Here is a 17,371-nt window from a genome sequence, read left to right on the forward strand (position 1 = left end):
GCGCGTTAGCATGCGGTAGTTTCCGGGGCCCGGCGCCATGGCGTGCGGGCCCTTTGCATTTCCATCCCCTTAAAACAACAAGCGCCGGCGCCTGCGCGCCAGGCCGCTGACCGATGAGTCTCGCCGCCAACCGCTGGCTGGCCGCGGTGCCCACGCTGGCACTCGGGCTGGCCGCCGCCCTGCTTTGCACCGTCCTGCATACCCCGCTGCCGTGGATGATCGGCCCGCTGCTGGCCGTCGCCTCGGCACGCATGTGGGGCGCCGACCTGCGCGCGCCGTCGCAGGCGCGCAATGCCGGGCAGTGGGTGATCGGCGCCTCGCTCGGGCTGTATTTCACGCCCGACGTGGTGGCGCGGCTGGTGGAGTTCCTGCCGTACATCGTCGCCGGTTCGCTGTTCGCGCTGGCGATGGGCGCGGGCGGCGCGCTGATGCTGCGCCGGACCACCGGGGTCGCATTCAAGACCGCTTACTTTTCCACAGCCATCGGCGGCGCTTCCGAGATGGCCAACCTGGCCGAGCGCAACGGCGCGCGCATCGACCAGGTCGCGGCGGCGCATTCGCTGCGGGTGCTGATGGTGGTGGTGACGGTGCCGGCGATCTTCCAGTACGGCGGCATCCATGGGCTTGACACGTACATCCCCGGGCCGCGCGTGGTCAGCGCGCCGGGCCTGCTGGCGCTGGTGGCAATCACGCTGGGCGTGGCGCTGCTGGTCAGGCGCCTGAACATGCCCAACCCGTTCGTGATCGGCACGCTGCTGGCGGCCGCGGTGCTGACGGCATCGGGCATCGAGCTGTCGGCGATCCCGGCCTGGATGAGCCGCGCCGGCCAGCTGCTGATCGGGGTGTCGCTGGGCGTGCGCTTTTCGCGCGAGTTCCTGCACACCGCGCCGCGCTTCCTGTCGGGCGTGGCGCTGTACACGGTGCTGGCGCTGGTGGTGTCGGCGCTGTTCGGCTGGGCGCTGGCTGCGCTGTCGGGCGCGCACCCGGCCACCATGATCCTGGCCTCCACGCCCGGCGGCATTGCCGAGATGTGCATCACCGCCAAGGTGCTGGAGCTGGGCGTGCCGCTGGTGACGGCCTTCCATGTGATCCGGATGGCCTTCGTGGTGCTTGCCACCGGCCCCCTGTATCATTGCCTGAAGCATCGCGTCGCGCCGGGGGAGACAGCGTAAGGTCGGCCACGGGTCGGCCACGGGCGCGGCCGGGAACATGGATACAAGAACGAGGACCGCCATGTCTGAAGCATCACCGCAACTTGCCCTTGCCGACATCGACGCCACGCTGGAGCGCGTGCTGGCGCCGTGGGTGCGCCAGCTAGGCCTGCGGGCCGAAGCCGTCGATGCAAAAGGCGTAACGCTGCGCCTGCCTTTCAACGAATCATTTCGCCACGCGGGTGGCGTGGTCTGCGGCCAGGTGCTGATGTCGGCGGCCGATACCGCCATGATCGTTGCCGTCGCGAGTGCGCTCGGCGGCTTCCGCCCGATGACCACGGTCTCGCTCACCACCAACTTCATGCGTCCCGTGATCGACGGCGACGTGCTGGTGCGCGCCAACGTGCTGCGCCTGGGCAAGACCGTGGTGTTCGGCGAGATCGAGCTGACCGGCACCGACGGCAAGCTCGCGGTGCAGGCCACCACCACCTACGCGCTGCTCTGATGCCAGCCAGCGCGGGCACCAGTCCCGCCCATCCCGCCAATCCCTTCGACCAGGTCGTCTTTGCCGGCGGCGGCAACCGCTGCTGGTGGCAGGCGGGCTGGTGGGACATGGTCGCGCCCGAACTGCAGCTGCGTCCGCGGGTGATCGCGGCCATCTCGGCCGGCGCGGCCACCGCGTGCATGGTCTATGCGCATGACTCGCACCAGACCATGGATTACTACCGCGAGGTGCTGTCCAACAACCGCCGCAATGCCTACTGGGGCAACCTGCTGCGCAACGAGCGCGTGTTCCCGCATTACGGCATCTACCGCACCGCGCTACTGACGATCTTTGCCGACGGCCGCCTGGCGCAGCTTCAACAGGCGCCCGAGATCCGCATCGGCGTGGCGCATATCCCGCGCTGGAGCGGTCCGCGGCTGGCGGTGGCGGCGGGCCTGCTGGCCTACAACATCGACAAGCATGTGCTCAAGACGCTGCACCCGCGGCTGGGGCGCAAGCTTGGCTTCCGGCCCGAGTTCGTGCGCGCGCAGGACTGCGCCTCGCCGGAGCAGCTGGCCGACCTGCTGCTGCAGTCGGCGTCGACGCCGCCGTTCACGCCGGTGCTGCGCCGCGACGGCCGGCCGGTGCTCGACGGCGGCCTTGTGGATAACGTACCGGTCGATGCGCTCGACACCGCGCCGGGCAATGTGCTGGTGCTGGTGACGCGGCTCTATCCGCGCCCGCGCCGTTTCGTCATCGAGCAAGGCGGCCAGCGCCGCCTGTACCTGCAGCCCTCGGAGCGCGTGCCGATCTCGAGCTGGGACTACACCCGGCCCGATGCCATGACGCACGCCTACGAACTCGGCCGCCGCGACGGGGAAACTTTCCTGCGCGAGTGGCCGTCGATCCTGAATACCGAACTGCGGCCGGGCGCCTAGCTTCGTGTTGTGGCACCGGCCCGATCGATTGTCGATGCGGCCCGCGTGCCGCGACAGGAGGCATGGATGACCGAGCGCAAGACAACCCCCACCGCAACGCAGGGGACCAACGAACCGAGGCGTGCCCGCCAGGTCAGCGCTGCGCCACCCGTCGAGCGCGTCCCGCGCGCCCGTGGCCAGGGAGGCAAGCGCCGCAACGGCAAGGCGCGCGACGCCGACCTGGTGGTGATCGGCGGCGGCTCCGGCGGCGTGGCCTGCGCGCGGCGCGCGGCGGCGCACGGTGCGCGCGTGATCCTGATCGAGCGCGATGCCATCGGCGGCACCTGCGTCAACCGCGGCTGCGTACCGAAGAAGATGCTGTCGTATGGCGCCTCGTGGGCAGCGATCCTGTCGGGCTGCCTGTCGCACACCGGCGGGCACGAGGACTGGCGCGACGCGATCGTGCGCGTCAATGCCGAGGTGGCGCGGCTGAACGCGGGCTACACCCAGCGCCTGCATGAATCCGGCGTGGAGATACTGCGTGGCGACGCGCGCGTCACCGCGCCCGATGAAGTCCGCGTCGGCGACGAGACCATCCATGCGCGCCGCATCCTGATCGCCACCGGCGCGCGCCCGCGCCCGCTGGACGTGCCCGGCGGCGAACTGGCGGCCAGCTCCGACGATGTCTTTACCTGGCAGACCGTGCCCGCCTCGGTCGCGGTGATCGGCGGCGGCTATATCGGCGTGGAGCTGGCATCGATCCTGTCGCGCTATGGCGTCAAGGTCGACCTGATCGTCGCCGGCGACCGGCTGCTGCGGCATTTCGACCATGAGATCGGCGCTGCGCTGGCCGAGGCGCTGACGGCGCGCGGCGTGCGCCTGCATCTGAACGCCGAAGTCCACCTGCTCAGCCAGGCCAACGGCGCGGTGGAAGTCTGCTACCGGCCCACCGACCGCCCCGGCCAGACCGAGGCCGTGCGCGCGCAGGCCGCGCTGGCGGCGATCGGGCGCATCTCCAATGTGCAGGGGCTGGGGCTGGAAGAACTCGGCCTGGCCTTTGGCGACAAGGGCGGCATCCATGTCGACAAGCAGTACCGCAGCAGCGTGCGCAAGATCTATGCGGTCGGCGATGCCACCGACGGCTTGCACCTGACGCCGGTGGCGACCGCGCAGGGCCGCTGGCTGGCCGACCGGCTGTATGGCCGGCGCGGCGAGCGTGCCGACTTCGATTTCGTGCCCACCGCGGTGTTCAGCGAACCGGCCATCGGCGCGGTCGGCATGACCGAGGCGCAAGCGATTGCCGATGCCGGCAAGCCCGAGCGCATCCGCACCGTGGTCAAGCGTTTTGTCTCGCTGGAGAACCGCTTCGGCGGCACGGCGTACCAGAGCGTGTTCAAGCTGGTGCTGAACGCGCGCAGCGGGCGCGTGCTGGGGGTGCACCTGATGGACAACGCCGCGCCGGAGATCGTGCAGGCGCTGGCGGTGGCGCTGCGCCTGGGCGTGCGTGAATCGCACCTGCAGACCACGGTGCAGCTGCATCCGACGGTGGCGGAGGAGTTGTTCGGCTGAGCGCTATTGAGCGCTACTCGGGTTCAATCACCGACCGGCAGCTTCAGCACGGCGCGCACGCCAACGCCCTGCGCGCCGTCGCCCAGCTCCACCGTGCCGCCGAAGCGCGACGCCATCTCGCGCGAGATCGCCAGCCCGAGCCCCGAGCCGGGCTCGGCGTTGCCCACGCGGCGGTAGAAGCGCGCGAAGACCTTCTCGCGCTCTTCGGCCGGGATGCCCGGCCCGTCGTCTTCCACGACCAGGCAGGCCGTTTCGTCGTTGCGGCTTGCCGACAAGGTGATCCGGCTGCCGCGCGGCGAGTACTGGATCGCGTTGTGCACCAGGTTGGCCAGCGCCTCGCGCAGCAGCGCGGGATCGGCGCGCACCGGCAGCTTCAGCCCCGGCACCGGCTCCCAGCCGAAGTCCTGCTGCTTGCCGCGCGCCAGCGGCAGGTAGTCGAGCGCCACCTGCTCGGCCACGGCGACGGCGTCGATGATGTCGATGGCGTCGCTGGCCTCGCCCGGCTGTGCATTCTCGCCATGGTGCTGGCGTACCCGCGCCAGCGCCAGCAGCTGGTTGGTCAGCCGCGCGGCCTGCTCCAGCTGCGTGACGATGCCGCCCACGGCCTCGCCCGCGGCGCGGCGCGCGGCTTCCGGATCGGGGTCGCGCAGCTGGCGCTGGGCATATTCGGCCTGCGTCTTCAGGATTGCCAGCGGCGTGCGCAGCTGGTGCGCGGCATCGGCGATGAACTGCGCCTGCGCCTGCGCCATTGCCGCCGAGCGCGACACGTGCAGGTTGACCGCGTCGACCAGCGGCCGCACCTCGGACGGCACGCGCTCGAAGGACAGCGGCGCGAGGTCGTCGGGCGAGCGCGCCTCGACGTCGTCGCGCACGCGCTTGAGCGGGCGCAGCACGTAAGTGACGCCGCCCACCAGGATCGCGGCGCTCAGCAGGATCAGCATCAGGTCGCGCGCCAGCGCGCTGCGCCACACCGTGGCGATCAGCGCGCTGCGCGGCTCGGCGGTCTCGGCAACCTGGATGATCACGCGCATGCGCGCATCGGGCCGGTACACGGGGCGCGCCATCACGCCGATGCGCACCGCTTCGCCCAGGTACTCGGTATCGTAGAAGCGCGGCTGGTTGTTGACGAGGTTGCCGGCGGGCAGCGGCAGGTCGTCGTAGCCGGTAATGGTCTCCACCTTGCCGGCGCGCTCCAGCGACACGCGGTAGTACACATGGGTCTGCGCCGCGCTCTCGAACATTTCCATGGCGGCGTCGGGCAGCGTGAGCTGGACGCTTTCGCCGGCCATGCCGATGGCGTTGTCGATGGTGCGGATCGAGCCGTACAGCGAGCGGTCGTAGGCCCGGTTGGCGGCGTCGCGCAGCGTGCCGTAGCTGAGCCAGGTGTCGATCGCCATCATCGCCGCCAGCGCCGGCACCAGCAGCAACAGCAGCTGGCGGCGCAGGCTGCCGCGCCGCCACAGCAGTATGGGATGGCGCGGACCCATGCGCATATTCCCTGCCATCCAGCGCATGTCAGCGCCCGGCCTCGGGCTCCAGCAGGTAGCCGAAGCCGCGCAGCGTGACGATGGTGACGCCGTGCCCGGCCAGCTTCTTGCGCAGCCGGTAGACCAGCACTTCGATCGCGTCGGGGGAGACGTCGGCGTCGAGCGAGAACACCTTGTCGAGCAGCTGCGCCTTGGTCAGCGGCTGGCCGCTGCGCGCCAGCAGCGCGCCCAGCAGCGTCGATTCGCGCGGCGTCAGCGCCAGCGGCTGGCCATCGAGCGTAAAGCTGCGCGTCTCGCCGTCGAACACCAGCGTGCCGCATTGCAGGCGCGGGTGCGCGCGGCCGCGGCTGCGGCGGATCAGCGCCAGCAGCCGCGCTTCCAGCTCGGCGATGGCGAAGGGCTTGGGCAGGTAGTCGTCGGCGCCGAGGTTGAGGCCGCGCACGCGTTCGTCGAGCGTGTCCTGCGCGGTCAGGATCAGCACCGGGGTGCGGTCGTCGCGCCCGCGCATCGACTTGAGCACGGCCAGCCCGTCCTTGCCGGGCAGGCGCAGGTCGAGCACGACCGCGTCGTATTCCTCGGCCTGCAGCCGTGCCTCGGCCTGCAGGCCGTCGGCGACGTGCTCGATCACGAATCCGCCCTGCTCCAGTGCGCGGGCGACCCAGCGTGCCAGTTCGACTTCATCCTCCACCAGCAGGATGCGCATGCCGGTCCTCCTCCTCTGCCGGTTCTTGCATGGCGGCCCCGGCGCTATGGTGCGCCGGCCGCGGGCGCCTATAATAACCCCGCCCCGCCTGTCCCGGCGCGCCTGCTGCAGGGCCGCCCTCCAGTTCCCGATCACCGTGTCCAAGCGTCCGCCCCAGCAGTCCGCTTCCATGCCGCCCGCGGCGCATGGGTCGCCCGCCCTTCCCGCATCACGTCACGCATCACACCCGTCACCCGCCTCACCGCAGCGCCGCCGGCTGGCCGGTGCCGCGCTGCTTGCCGGGACTTCGCTGTCATTGCCGCTGCAGGCCCAGTCCATGCTGCCGGCGCCGCCGCCGGGCTATCCGTCGGGGTATGACGCCACCATCGCCCGCGCGCTGCGCGAAGGCGAGGTGGTGGTCTATGCCTCGACCGACCTGGAAGTGGCGCAGCCGCTGATCACGGCGTTCGAGACGCGCTATCCCGGCATCCGGGTGCGCTATGAAGACCTGAACACCGTCGACCTGAACCAGCGCTTCCTCGCCGAAACCGCCGCGCTGGGCAGCGGCCGCCCGGCGCCGGGCGCGCGCTATGCCGACGTGCTGTGGAGCACCGCCATGGACCTGCAGATCAAGCTGGTCAACGACGGCAACGCGCAGCGCTACGCCTCGCCGGAGCGCGCCGGCCTGCCCGGCTGGGCGGTGTGGCGCGACGAGGCCTGGGGCACCACCTTCGAGCCCGCGGTGATCGTCTACAACCGCCACCACTTCACCGGCATGCGCGCGCCGCGCAGCCGCACCGGGCTGGCGCGGCTGCTGCAGGAGAACGCGCCGCGCTGGCGCGGCAAGGTGGTGACGTATGACGTGGAGCGCTCCGGCGTGGGCTACCTGCTGGCGCAGCAGGACGCGCGCATGGGCAGCGAGTTCTGGTACCTGGCGCAGGCGCTGGGGCGCGCCGGGGTGCAGCTGTCGTCGTCGACCGCGGAGATGGTCGAGCGCATCGCCAGCGGCGAGCTGGTGATGGGGTACAACCTGCTGGGTTCCTACGCGCTGTCGCTGATGGAGCGCGGCGCGGCGATCGACGTGATCGCGCCGCGCGACTACACGCTGGTGATGTCGCGGGTGGCGTTTATCGCCAGGCGCGCGCCGCGGCCCAATGCGGCGCGGCTGTGGCTGGATTTCCTGCTGTCGCGCGAGGGCCAGGCGCTGCTGGCCAAGTCGACCACGCAGCTCTATACCATCCGCACCGATACCGACAGCGTGCACACCGCCGCGGCGCTGTCGGAGCGCCTGGGCTACGCGCTCAAGCCGATCAGCGTGGGGCCGGGCCTGCTGGCCGCGCAGGACACCCTGCGCAAGCGCGCCTTCCTGGCGCGCTGGCACGAAGCGGTGCGCGGCTAGCACCCAGGCCGGTTTCGGGGAGCCAGGGGAGTCAGGAGATCAGGGCACCAGGTCGCTGGTGTCCAGGCCCGCGGCTTCCTTCTGGCAGGCCTGCTCGCACAGCGTCGACAGTTCGTCGTCGAGCTGCGCCATCGGGCGCGGCACGTAGCCGAGCCGCAGCGCGGGGGACAATCTCAGGGTATCGATGAAGGCATCCGCCATGCGCTCGGCGTTGGCGTCGAGGTCGAAGTCCTCGGGTGAGAACAGCCAGTGCGCCAGCACGCCACCGATGCAGGCGTGGAACGCATTGACGGCGAGATCGAGGTCGAGGTCGGCCGGCAGCTGCCCGCGCTCGCGCGCCAGGCGCAGGTGCTCGCGGATCTTGACCAGGCCTTCCTTGTGCGACTGGCGCTGGCGCTCGAAGATGGCTCCGTTGTCCTGCACCATCTCGCACTTGTGGAAGATGATCTCGAACACGCGGCGCAGGCGCGGGTTCACCACGGTCTGGCGCATCACGTAGGCGCAGATGTCGCGCACGCCCCCAAGGGGGTCTTCCTGGCGCGCGATCCGCTCCGGATCGCACAACGCTTCCACCGGCAGGTGCACGCGGTCGCACATGGCGGCGAACACATCGCTCTTGTTCTTGAAGTGCCAGTAAATCGCGCCGCGCGTGACCCCCGCCGCCTCGGCGATGTCGGCCAGCGACGGCCGTGCCACGCCGCGGGCGTGGAACACGGTTTCGGCCGCGTCGAGAATCCGGTGGCGCGTCTCTAGCGCCTCTTCCTTGGTGCGTCTGACCATTTCTGTCTCATATGCCGGAGGCGCATGGACACGGTGTCCACGGTCCGGCGTGTTGAATCTCCCCGGTGCCGCGCAAGGTGCGCGGCGGGTCGTTGTCGTCACATGGCTATGTTGTCGCAAGCCCTTGGGTCCGACAGGACGGCGCGCATCCTAACCCGAGTCGGCGGTTTGCGCCGGATACCGGATCAGGTTGGCCGGCTTTTCGCTGGGATCCGATGGTTCGCATCGGACCCGCCCGGCGTGATGTGAAAGCCCCTGCTGATGAATCGACTTTAACATACATGCTTGAATGTATATATAATACGCGCTCGCCCGGCTTTCGGCCAGCCGCCCCCTGTGACATAGCCAGCACCCTGGGCGACTCCTTGCGCAGGCCAGCCGGACGGCAATCCAGTCGTCATATAAAAGCCACCGTTCGTCGTATTCGTCACCGCGCCGACGCGATTTGTGGCTAGCATCACGCTTTTATCCGCTGCAAATATTGCGGCGGGCTGCGTCGTTTTCGCTTTCCTGAGATGTCAGGCCGGGGCGATGCGGCAGATCTCAAATTGCCATCATGGGGTTATCGATGAGGAAGTCCCAACATATCAGTCGCGTTGCCACTTTTGCAGCCGCTGCGCTGTCGGCGCTGGCGCTCACTGCCTGCGGCGACAAGAAGGCCGAGGGCGGTGCCCCGCCCCCGCCGGAAGTGGGCGTGGTCACCGTGACGCCGTCGCCGGTCGCCGTCGTCAATGAACTGCCGGGCCGCCTGGAAGGCGTGCGCACGGCCGAAGTGCGCGCTCGCGTCGAAGGCATCGTGCTGTCGCGCAACTACACCGAGGGCGGCGAAGTGAAGGCCGGCCAGGTGATGTTCCGCATCGACCCGGCGCCCTACCAGGCCGAACTGTCGTCGGCCCAGGCCGCGCTGCAGCGCGCCGAGGCCAACGCCGTCACTGCGAGGCTGAAGGCCGAGCGCTACAAGCCGCTGGTGGCCGTCAACGCGGTCAGCAAGCAGGAATACGACGACGCCGTGGCCGCCGCCGGCCAGGCCAACGCCGACGTGGCATCGGCCAGGGCCGCCGTGCGCACCGCCCAGATCAACCTGGGCTACACCACCGTGACCGCGCCGATCAGCGGCCGCGCCGGCCGTGCGCTGGTGACCGAGGGCGCGCTGGTGGGCAAGGGCGAGGCGACCAAGCTGGCGCTGGTGGAGCAGGTCGACCCGATGTGGGTCACCTTCACCCAGCCGGCCTCGGAAGTCACGCGCCTGCGACGCGCCATCGAGTCGGGCGCCGTCAAGGGCGTCAACGGCGGCGCCAACGTGCACCTGTACGTGGAAGACGGCCGCGAGTACGAGCACACCGGCAAGCTGCTGTTCTCGGACATGACGGTCGACCCGACCACCGGCGCGATCACGCTGCGCGCGCAGTTCCCCAATCCGAAGCGCGAGCTGCTGTCGGGCACCTTCGTGCGCGTGAAGATCGAGCAGGGCGTGGATGAGAACGCGCTGACCGTGCCGCAGCGGGCGCTGATCCGCGGCGCGCAGGGCGCCACCGTGCTGGTCGTTGGCAACGACGGCAACGTCGCCTCCGTGCCGGTCAAGGCGCCGCAGGCCATCGGCGACCGCTGGATCGTGACCGAAGGCCTGAAGGGCGGCGAGAAGGTGATCGTCGAGGGCCTGCAGAAGGTCAAGGTCGGCGCGCCGGCCAGGCCGGTGCCGTTCGTGCAGGCGGGTGCCTCGGCGCCGGCCGCCATGCCGGCTGCGGCTTCTGCTGCCCCGGCCTCGGCCCCCAAGGCCGAAGCGAAGCAGGAAGCGAAGGCCGAGGGCAAGCAAGGCTGAAACCGCCGCGCCGCGGCGGCTGAAGCCAGCCGCCGCGGCACACAGGGCTAGACAAAGAGGGAGCCAGTCTTATGGCCAAGTTTTTTATCGACCGGCCGGTGTTCGCGTGGGTGCTCGCGCTGATCATCGTGCTGGGCGGGATATTGTCGATCATGCAGTTGCCGATCGCGCAATACCCGAACATCGCCCCGCCTACGATCTCGGTCACGGCCACCTATCCGGGTGCGTCGGCCAAGACGCTGGAGGATTCCGTCACTTCGGTGATCGAGCAGGAGCTTAACGGCGCCCCCAACCTGCTCTACTACAACTCGACCAGCGAATCGACCGGCCTGGCGACGATCACCATCGCGTTCGCGCCGGGCTCCAACGTCGACCTGAACTCGGTCGAGGTGCAGAACCGCCTCAAGCGCGTGGAAGCGCGCCTGCCGGCGGAGGTGCGCCAGCAGGGCGTGCGCGTGGACAAGGCCGGGAACAACTACATGATGTTCCTGACCGTGTCGTCCAAGTCCGGCACGGCCAGCGCGATCCAGCTCGGCAACTATGTCTCGGCGCAGGTGATCGACTCGATCCGCCGCGTGCCGGGCGTGGGCCAGGCCGACCTGTTCGGCACCGAGTACGCCATGCGCATCTGGCTGGACCCGTCCAAGCTGACCGGCTACAACCTGACGCCGCTGGACGTGACCGCCGCGGTGAGCGAGCAGAACGTGCAGGTCGCCGTGGGCGAACTGGGCGGCACGCCCTCGCCCAAGGGCACCGAGCTGAACGCCACCGTCACCACCGAAAGCCGGCTGTCCACGCCCGAGCAGTTCGGCAACATCCTGCTGCGCACCAACCCCGACGGTTCGTCGGTGCGCATCAAGGACGTGGGCCGCGTGGAGCTGGGCGGCGCCGACTACTCGACGCTGGCCCGCACCAACGGCAAGCCGTCGGCGGCCATCGCCATCAAGCTGGCCCCGACCGGCAACGCGCTGGCCACGGCCACCGCGGTGCGCGCCAAGATGGAAGAGCTGTCGAAGACCTTCCCGGCTGACTACCAGTACACGGTGCCTTACGACACCTCGGCCTTCGTCAAGATCTCGATCGAGGAAGTGATCAAGACGCTGCTGGAAGCCGTGGTGCTGGTGTTCCTGGTGATGTACCTGTTCCTGCAGAACTTCCGCGCCACCATCATCCCGACGCTGGTGGTGCCGATCGCGCTGCTGGGTACGTTCGGCGCACTGCTGGCGTTCGGCTTCTCGATCAACGTGCTGACCATGTTCGGCATGGTGCTGGCGATCGGTATCCTGGTGGACGATGCCATCGTGGTGGTGGAAAACGTCGAGCGGATCATGAGCGAGGAAGGACTCTCGCCACGCGAAGCGACACGCAAGGCCATGGGCCAGATCACCGGCGCCATCGTCGGCATCACGCTGGTGCTGACCGCGGTGTTCATCCCGATGGCGTTCTTCTCGGGCTCGGTGGGCAACATCTACCGCCAGTTCTCGCTGTCGCTGATCGCCTCGATGGCGTTCTCGGCGCTGCTGGCGCTGACGCTGACCCCGGCGCTGTGCGCGACGCTGCTCAAGCCGGTGGAAGCCGGCCATCACCATGAGAAGAAGGGTTTCTTCGGCTGGTTCAACCGCACTTTCGCTACCGCGTCGACCGGCTACCAGGGCGTGGTCGCGCGCATCCTCAAGCGCACCGGCCGCTACCTGATCATCTACGCGCTGATCATCGCCGGCGTGGTGGTGCTGTTCAAGCGCCTGCCGTCGTCGTTCCTGCCCGATGAAGACCAGGGCTACATGATCACGGTGGTGCAGCTGCCCAACGGCGCCACGCAGGACCGTACCATCGGCGTGCTCAAGCAGATCGAGGACTACTACCTGCAGAAGGAAAGCAAGGTGGTGGACCAGATGATCACGGTGGCGGGCTTCTCCTTCTTCGGCCGCGGCCAGAACGGCGGTATCGCGTTCGTGCGCCTGAAGGACTGGAAGGAGCGCACCGGCGACGGCGAGAACGCGCAGGCGCTGGTGGGCCGTGCCTTCGGCGCGCTGTCGTTCATCAAGGACGCGATCATCTTCCCGCTCAATCCGCCGGCGATCGCCGAGCTGGGCAACTCCTCGGGCTTCGACTTCCGCCTGCAGGACCGCACCGGCCAGGGCCACGCCAAGCTGATGGAAGCGCGCAACATGATGCTCGGCATGGCCGCGCAGAACCCGGTGCTGATGGGCGTGCGCCCCGAAGGCCAGGAAGACGCGCCGCAGCTGCAGATCGACATCGACCGCGAGAAGGCGCGAGCGCTGGGCGTGTCGGTGGCCGAGATCAACTCGACGCTGTCGATCGCGTTCGGCTCCAGCTACGTCAACGACTTCATCTATGAAGGCCGGGTGCGCAAGGTGATCGTGCAGGCCGACGGCGCCGACCGCCGCCTGCCGGATGACCTGACCAAGCTGCGCGTGAAGAACAGCAACGGCGACATGGTGGCGTTCGCGGCGTTTGCGACGTCCAGGTGGATCATGGGCTCGCCGCGCCTGGAGCGCTACAACGGCATGCCGGCGGTGAAGATCGCGGGCCAGGCCGCGCCGGGACGCAGTACCGGCGAGGCCATGCGCGCGATGGAAGAGAACTTCGCCAAGCTGCCGCCGGGCTTCGGTTTCGAGTGGTCGGGCCAGTCGTATGAAGAGCGCCTGGCCGGCTCGCAGGAACCGATCCTGTACACGCTGTCGCTGATCATCGTGTTCCTGTGCCTGGCCGCGCTGTACGAGAGCTGGTCGATCCCGTTCTCGGTGCTGCTGGTGGTGCCGCTGGGCGTGCTCGGCGCGCTGCTGGGCGTGACGCTGCGCGGCATGCCCAACGATGTGTACTTCAAGGTGGGCCTGATCGCCACGATCGGCCTGTCGGCGAAGAACGCCATCCTGATCGTGGAATTCGCCAAGGACCTGCAGGCGCAAGGCAAGGGCCTGGTCGAAGCCACGCTGGAAGCGGTGCACTTGCGGTTCCGCCCGATCCTGATGACGTCGATGGCATTCATCCTGGGCGTGCTGCCGCTGGCGATCGCCACCGGCGCGGGCTCGGGCAGCCAGCGCGCGATCGGTACCGGCGTGATGGGCGGGATGATCACGGCCACGGTGCTGGCGATCTTCCTGGTGCCGGTCTTCTTCGTGGTGGTGCGCAAGCGCTTCAAGGGCAGCCAGCGCCAGCGCATGCTGGACAAGAAGTGGCATGACCCGCAAGAGGAAATCTGACATGACCAAGACCCTGACCACACTGCTGCTGGTGGCCGGCGTTCTGACCGGGTGCACGCTGGCACCCCACTATGACCGCCCCGCCCCGCCGGTGGCAGACAGCTTCCCGGTGGCACCGGAGGGCTATGCCACCGCCGAGGTGAAGAGCGGCGAGACCCGCCGCGCCACCGACATCGGCTGGCGCGAGTTTTTCCGCGACCCGCGCCTGCAGGCGCTGATCGCCACCTCGCTGGATAACAACCGCGACCTGCGCCAGGCCGCGCTGCGCATCGAGGAAGCGCGCGCCACGTACCAGGTGCAGCGCGCCGACCTGCTGCCCACGGTGAACGTGGAAGGCGGCTATACGCGGGCCCGCACCACCCCGGCCGAGGCGGCCACCGTGCTGGGCCAGCCAGGGGTGACCGAGGTCTACCGGGTCGGCCTGGGCATCTCGTCGTACGAGCTCGATTTCTTCGGGCGCGTGCGCAGCCTGTCCAACGCCGCGCTGGCGCAGTACTTCGCCACCGAAGAAGCGCACCGCTCGGCGTATATCTCGCTGGTGTCGGAAGTCGCCAAGGCCTACCTGGCCGAGCGCTCCTTTGCCGAGCAGTACGAGCTGGCACGCAACACGCTGCAGGCGCGCGAAAGCACCTACGGGCTGGCCAAGAAGCGCTTTGACGCCGGCGCCACCTCGGCGCTGGACCTGCGCGACAACGAATCGCTGGTGGCGCAGGCACGCGTCTCCGCGGCGCAGCTGGCACGCCAGCGCGCGCAGGCGCAGAACGCGCTCGAAGTGCTGGTGGGCAAGCCCATCGGCACCATCGAGAACCTGCCCGAGCCGATGCGGCTGTCGGACGAGCGCATCATCAGCGATATCCCGGCGGGCCTGCCGTCGGAGCTGCTGGAGCAGCGTCCCGATATCCGGCAGGCCGAGCAGCAGCTGCTGTCGGCCAACGCCAATATCGGCGCGGCGCGCGCCGCGTTCTTCCCGCGCATCTCGCTGACCACCAGCGTGGGCACCATCAGCCCGACGTTCTCGGGGCTGTTCGATGCCGGCACACGCGCATGGTCGTTCGCGCCGCAGCTGACGCTGCCGATCTTCGACTATGGCCGCAACCTGTCGAACCTGGACCTGGCCAACGTGCGCAAGAACATCCAGATCGCCAACTACGAGAAGACCATCCAGACGGCCTTCGCGGAAGTGGCGGATGCGCTGGTGGCGCGCGGCACGCTGGAAGACCAGGTCACCGGCCAGGAACAGGTGCGCGATGCCGAAGCCGCGCGCTACGAACTGTCGCGCCTGCGCTTTCGCAGCGGCGTGGCCAGCTACCTGGACGAGCTCGATGCGCAGCGCCAGCTGTTCACCGCGGAGCAGGCGCTGATCCAGGCGCGGCAGCTGCGGCTGAACAACGCGATCGACCTGTATCGCGCGCTGGGCGGCGGGTTGAAGGCGGACAGCGCGGTGGCGCAGCAGGCAGCGCCAGCGGCGCAGCAACCGGTGACGCAGTAACGCTCACTGCCGGTTTGCTCCCCTCTCCCACAAGCGGAACAAGCGGGAGAGGGAGCAAGCAGCTCAAGCGATGAAACCAGTGGCAGCGCCACTGGTTTTTTTTCGCCTGCATCACAGCGGCGCCGATCCATCATGCCGTGATATTTCGAGCCAGCGCATCTGCATTCTGTGCCGTCAGCGCAAACACCGACAACTGCGGATTGGCCCCCACGCTGGTCGGAAAGACCGAACCGTCGAACACCGACAGGTTCTCCAGCTGGTGGTGGCGCCCGTGGCTGTCCACCACGCCGCGGCGGGCGTCGTCGCTCATGCCGCAGCCGCCCATCAGGTGCGCGGTGAAGAGCGCCGTGCGGAACGGCTTGAGCGGCAGCTTCGCGATCGCGTCGCGCGCTTCTGGCCAGCTGCGGTAGTCGGTGGCGTCCAGGTGGGCCGGCCGCACCTTGACCGCGCCGGCGGCGAACTGCGCCTGTGCCATGCTCAGCCAGGCGCGGCGCACGCCGTCCCAGGCGTAGTCGCTCATCTCGTAGTCGAGCAGCGGGCTGCCGTCGGGGGCCAGCCGCACGCGCCCGCCCTCGCTCTGCGGTACGAAACCGTCGCGCAGCAGCGCCAGCATGGCGTTGGTATTGGGCAGCTGCGCGATATCGCGCCGCAGCGCGTCGCCCATGCCGTTGAGCACGCCGGCGCTGATGCCGGGGAACAGCGGCGGCACCTCCAGCTTGTAGCCCATCGGGCCGGTGGCGCCGTTGGCCCACTGGAAGTGGTCGGAGGCGACCGACTGCGGCGCGCCATAATAGGGATCGATTTTCTCCGGCATGACTGCGACACTGATATTCACCGGATGGATGAACGTGCGCACGCCCAGCCGCCCATGCGGGTCCGGCACGCGCGAGCGCAGCAGCAGCGCCGGTGTGTTGATAGCGCCGCCGGCGACTACCACGTGCCGCGCGCGCACGGTCACGCCCACGCCGGTGGGCGTATAACCGTCTGCGCCGAGCGCTTCGCCGATGACCGCTTGCACGCGCTGCCCGTCGTGTCCGAGCGTGCGCACCCGCACCCGGTGCACCAGCGTCGCGCCTGCGGCCAGCGCCGCCGGGATGGTCGATACCAGCATCGACTGCTTGGCATTGACCGGGCAGCCGAAGCCGCAGTAGCCCGAGTTCCAGCAGCCCTTCACGTTGCGCGGGATGACGTGCCACTCCCAGCCCAGCTTTTCGCAGCCGCGGCGCAGCACGTCGTTGTTGGGATTCGGCGCCATGGCCCAGGGCGCGATGCCCAGGCGCGCTTCCACCTGCGCGAACCACGGCGCCATGTCGGCCTCGGCGTGGCCGCTGACGGCATGGTGCCCGGCCCAGTGCGCCAGCGTCTGCGGCGGCGTGCGGAAGCTGGACGACCAGTTCACCGTGGTGCTGCCGCCGACGGCGCGGCCCTGCAGGATGGCGATGGCGCCATCGGCGGTGGTGCGCGCCGCGGCCTCCTGGTACAGCTCGCGGTAGGCACGGTTCTCGTCCATGTCGCGGAAGCTGTCGGAGGTGCGCAGCGCGCCTTCTTCCAGCAGCACCACGCGCAGCCCGGCGCGGCTCAGCGTTTCGGCGCTGATGCCGCCGCCCGCGCCGCTGCCGACGATGACAACGTCCGCGTCGAGCGTGCGGGAGGCGGTGAAGGTGGCGGCATCCAGCACCTTCCAGCCGGCGGCGATGCCGGCATCGTAGAGATTGTCGATGGCCATGTCTGTATTCAGGCGTGCAGCGCCTTGTAGACCGGCGCATTGGGGCCGGGATAACCGCTGCCGGCCCAGGCGGCGGGCAGCACGTAGTAGCTCACGCTGGCGAGCTTGACCAGCACCACCGCGCCGGCATTGAGCGTGGCCAGCCGGCTGGCGCGCCAGCGTTCCAGGAAGGCCTGGACCTGTTCCGGCGTGGTGGCGTCCCAGGACTGGCGGATGCCGGCCAGCGCCCAGCGCAGCGGCGTGCTGGCGAGCAGGCCGAACAGCTTGCGCAGCTCAGCCTGCGCGCCGGCGTTCATCGCGGCGCAGCTGGTGTCGATATTGCGCAGTGTCTCCTGCACCAGGGCCTCGCGCCGCGGCGGCGGCGCCTCGGCGAGTTCGGTGACGACGGCGGGCAGCAACGCGCGGAACATGGCCACGTCGTCGGGCCGCAGCCAGGCCATGCCGGCCTGCGGCGCGGCATCGGCCGCGCTGCATCCGGCCAGCGACGGCACCAGCGCGGTACACGCCAGCGCGGCCGAGAAGCCGAGTCCGACCTTGAGGAAGCCGCGGCGCGAGAGAGCGTGTAGCGCGTGCAGCGCCTCGGCGCCGGCATCTGCGCGCCGGTGTGGCGCAGGTTGGGAATGCGGGGGCATGGGGTGTCTCCT

The 17,371-nt window shown here is 69.4% G+C and carries 13 protein-coding genes; 8 read left to right on the top strand and 5 right to left on the bottom strand.

Going from position 1 to position 17,371, the window contains the following annotated elements; genetic code table 11:
* Positions 1–113: 113 nt before the first annotated feature.
* From IPF36_RS07910 to IPF36_RS07925, 4 genes are all read left to right on the top strand, one after another.
* A complete protein-coding gene (locus tag IPF36_RS07910; RefSeq protein WP_195427716.1) occupies positions 114–1,172 on the top strand; it encodes an AbrB family transcriptional regulator in 1,059 nt (352 codons plus the stop codon).
* Positions 1,173–1,233: 61 nt separating this feature from the next.
* Positions 1,234–1,656: a PaaI family thioesterase gene (locus IPF36_RS07915; protein ID WP_116320087.1), complete on the top strand. Its 423-nt coding sequence runs from the start codon at positions 1,234–1,236 to the stop codon at positions 1,654–1,656.
* Positions 1,656–2,573 (top strand): patatin-like phospholipase family protein, encoded by a 918-nt coding sequence (locus tag IPF36_RS07920; protein ID WP_195427717.1) that lies wholly within the window; start codon positions 1,656–1,658, stop codon positions 2,571–2,573. The genes IPF36_RS07915 and IPF36_RS07920 overlap by 1 nt, the downstream gene beginning before the upstream one ends.
* Before the next feature lie 66 nt (positions 2,574–2,639).
* The gene (locus IPF36_RS07925; RefSeq protein ID WP_195427718.1) at positions 2,640–4,121 is read left to right on the top strand and encodes an NAD(P)/FAD-dependent oxidoreductase; all 1,482 of its coding nucleotides are present in this window, start codon (positions 2,640–2,642) and stop codon (positions 4,119–4,121) included.
* 23 nt (positions 4,122–4,144) lie between these two features.
* Here the strand turns inward: IPF36_RS07925 and IPF36_RS07930 are convergent, their stop codons facing one another.
* Together IPF36_RS07930 and IPF36_RS07935 are read right to left on the bottom strand one after the other, a co-directional pair.
* Positions 4,145–5,608, bottom strand: a complete 1,464-nt coding sequence (locus IPF36_RS07930) for a sensor histidine kinase (protein ID WP_135706181.1) — start codon at positions 5,606–5,608, stop codon at positions 4,145–4,147.
* Positions 5,609–5,636: 28 nt separating this feature from the next.
* The gene (locus IPF36_RS07935; protein ID WP_063239986.1) at positions 5,637–6,311 is read right to left on the bottom strand and encodes a response regulator; all 675 of its coding nucleotides are present in this window, start codon (positions 6,309–6,311) and stop codon (positions 5,637–5,639) included.
* 316 nt (positions 6,312–6,627) lie between these two features.
* On the opposite strand from IPF36_RS07935, the gene IPF36_RS07940 reads away from it, so the two are divergent.
* On the top strand, positions 6,628–7,689 hold the full coding sequence (locus IPF36_RS07940) for an ABC transporter substrate-binding protein (protein ID WP_195427771.1): 1,062 nt from the start codon (positions 6,628–6,630) through the stop codon (positions 7,687–7,689).
* 39 nt (positions 7,690–7,728) lie between these two features.
* Here IPF36_RS07940 and IPF36_RS07945 read toward each other — a convergent pair whose 3' ends face one another.
* Positions 7,729–8,469: a TetR family transcriptional regulator gene (locus IPF36_RS07945; protein WP_133096619.1), complete on the bottom strand. Its 741-nt coding sequence runs from the start codon at positions 8,467–8,469 to the stop codon at positions 7,729–7,731.
* A 568-nt stretch (positions 8,470–9,037) separates the two neighbouring features.
* On the opposite strand from IPF36_RS07945, the gene IPF36_RS07950 reads away from it, so the two are divergent.
* The 3 genes from IPF36_RS07950 to IPF36_RS07960 all read left to right on the top strand — a co-directional run bounded on the left by IPF36_RS07950 (position 9,038) and on the right by IPF36_RS07960 (position 15,001).
* Positions 9,038–10,288 carry an efflux RND transporter periplasmic adaptor subunit gene (locus IPF36_RS07950; protein ID WP_135706182.1) on the top strand — a complete coding sequence of 417 codons (1,251 nt, stop codon included), beginning with the start codon at positions 9,038–9,040 and terminating at the stop codon, positions 10,286–10,288.
* Between the two features lie 71 nt (positions 10,289–10,359).
* Positions 10,360–13,512, top strand: a complete 3,153-nt coding sequence (locus IPF36_RS07955; RefSeq protein WP_133096621.1) for an efflux RND transporter permease subunit — start codon at positions 10,360–10,362, stop codon at positions 13,510–13,512.
* A 1-nt stretch (position 13,513) separates the two neighbouring features.
* Complete coding sequence (locus tag IPF36_RS07960) at positions 13,514–15,001, top strand: efflux transporter outer membrane subunit (RefSeq protein WP_135706183.1); 1,488 nt, start codon at positions 13,514–13,516, stop codon at positions 14,999–15,001.
* 130 nt (positions 15,002–15,131) lie between these two features.
* On the opposite strand, the gene IPF36_RS07965 is transcribed toward IPF36_RS07960, so the two are convergent.
* Both IPF36_RS07965 and IPF36_RS07970 read right to left on the bottom strand, forming a co-directional pair.
* The gene (locus IPF36_RS07965; RefSeq protein ID WP_135706184.1) at positions 15,132–16,727 is read right to left on the bottom strand and encodes a GMC family oxidoreductase; all 1,596 of its coding nucleotides are present in this window, start codon (positions 16,725–16,727) and stop codon (positions 15,132–15,134) included.
* Between the two features lie 8 nt (positions 16,728–16,735).
* Entirely contained in the window at positions 16,736–17,359 is a 624-nt protein-coding gene (locus IPF36_RS07970; RefSeq protein WP_133096624.1) for a hypothetical protein, read from the bottom strand.
* Positions 17,360–17,371: the final 12 nt, after the last annotated feature.

Source organism: Cupriavidus sp. IK-TO18 (assembly GCF_015549295.1).
In the GTDB taxonomy this organism is placed as follows: domain Bacteria; phylum Pseudomonadota; class Gammaproteobacteria; order Burkholderiales; family Burkholderiaceae; genus Cupriavidus; species Cupriavidus oxalaticus_A.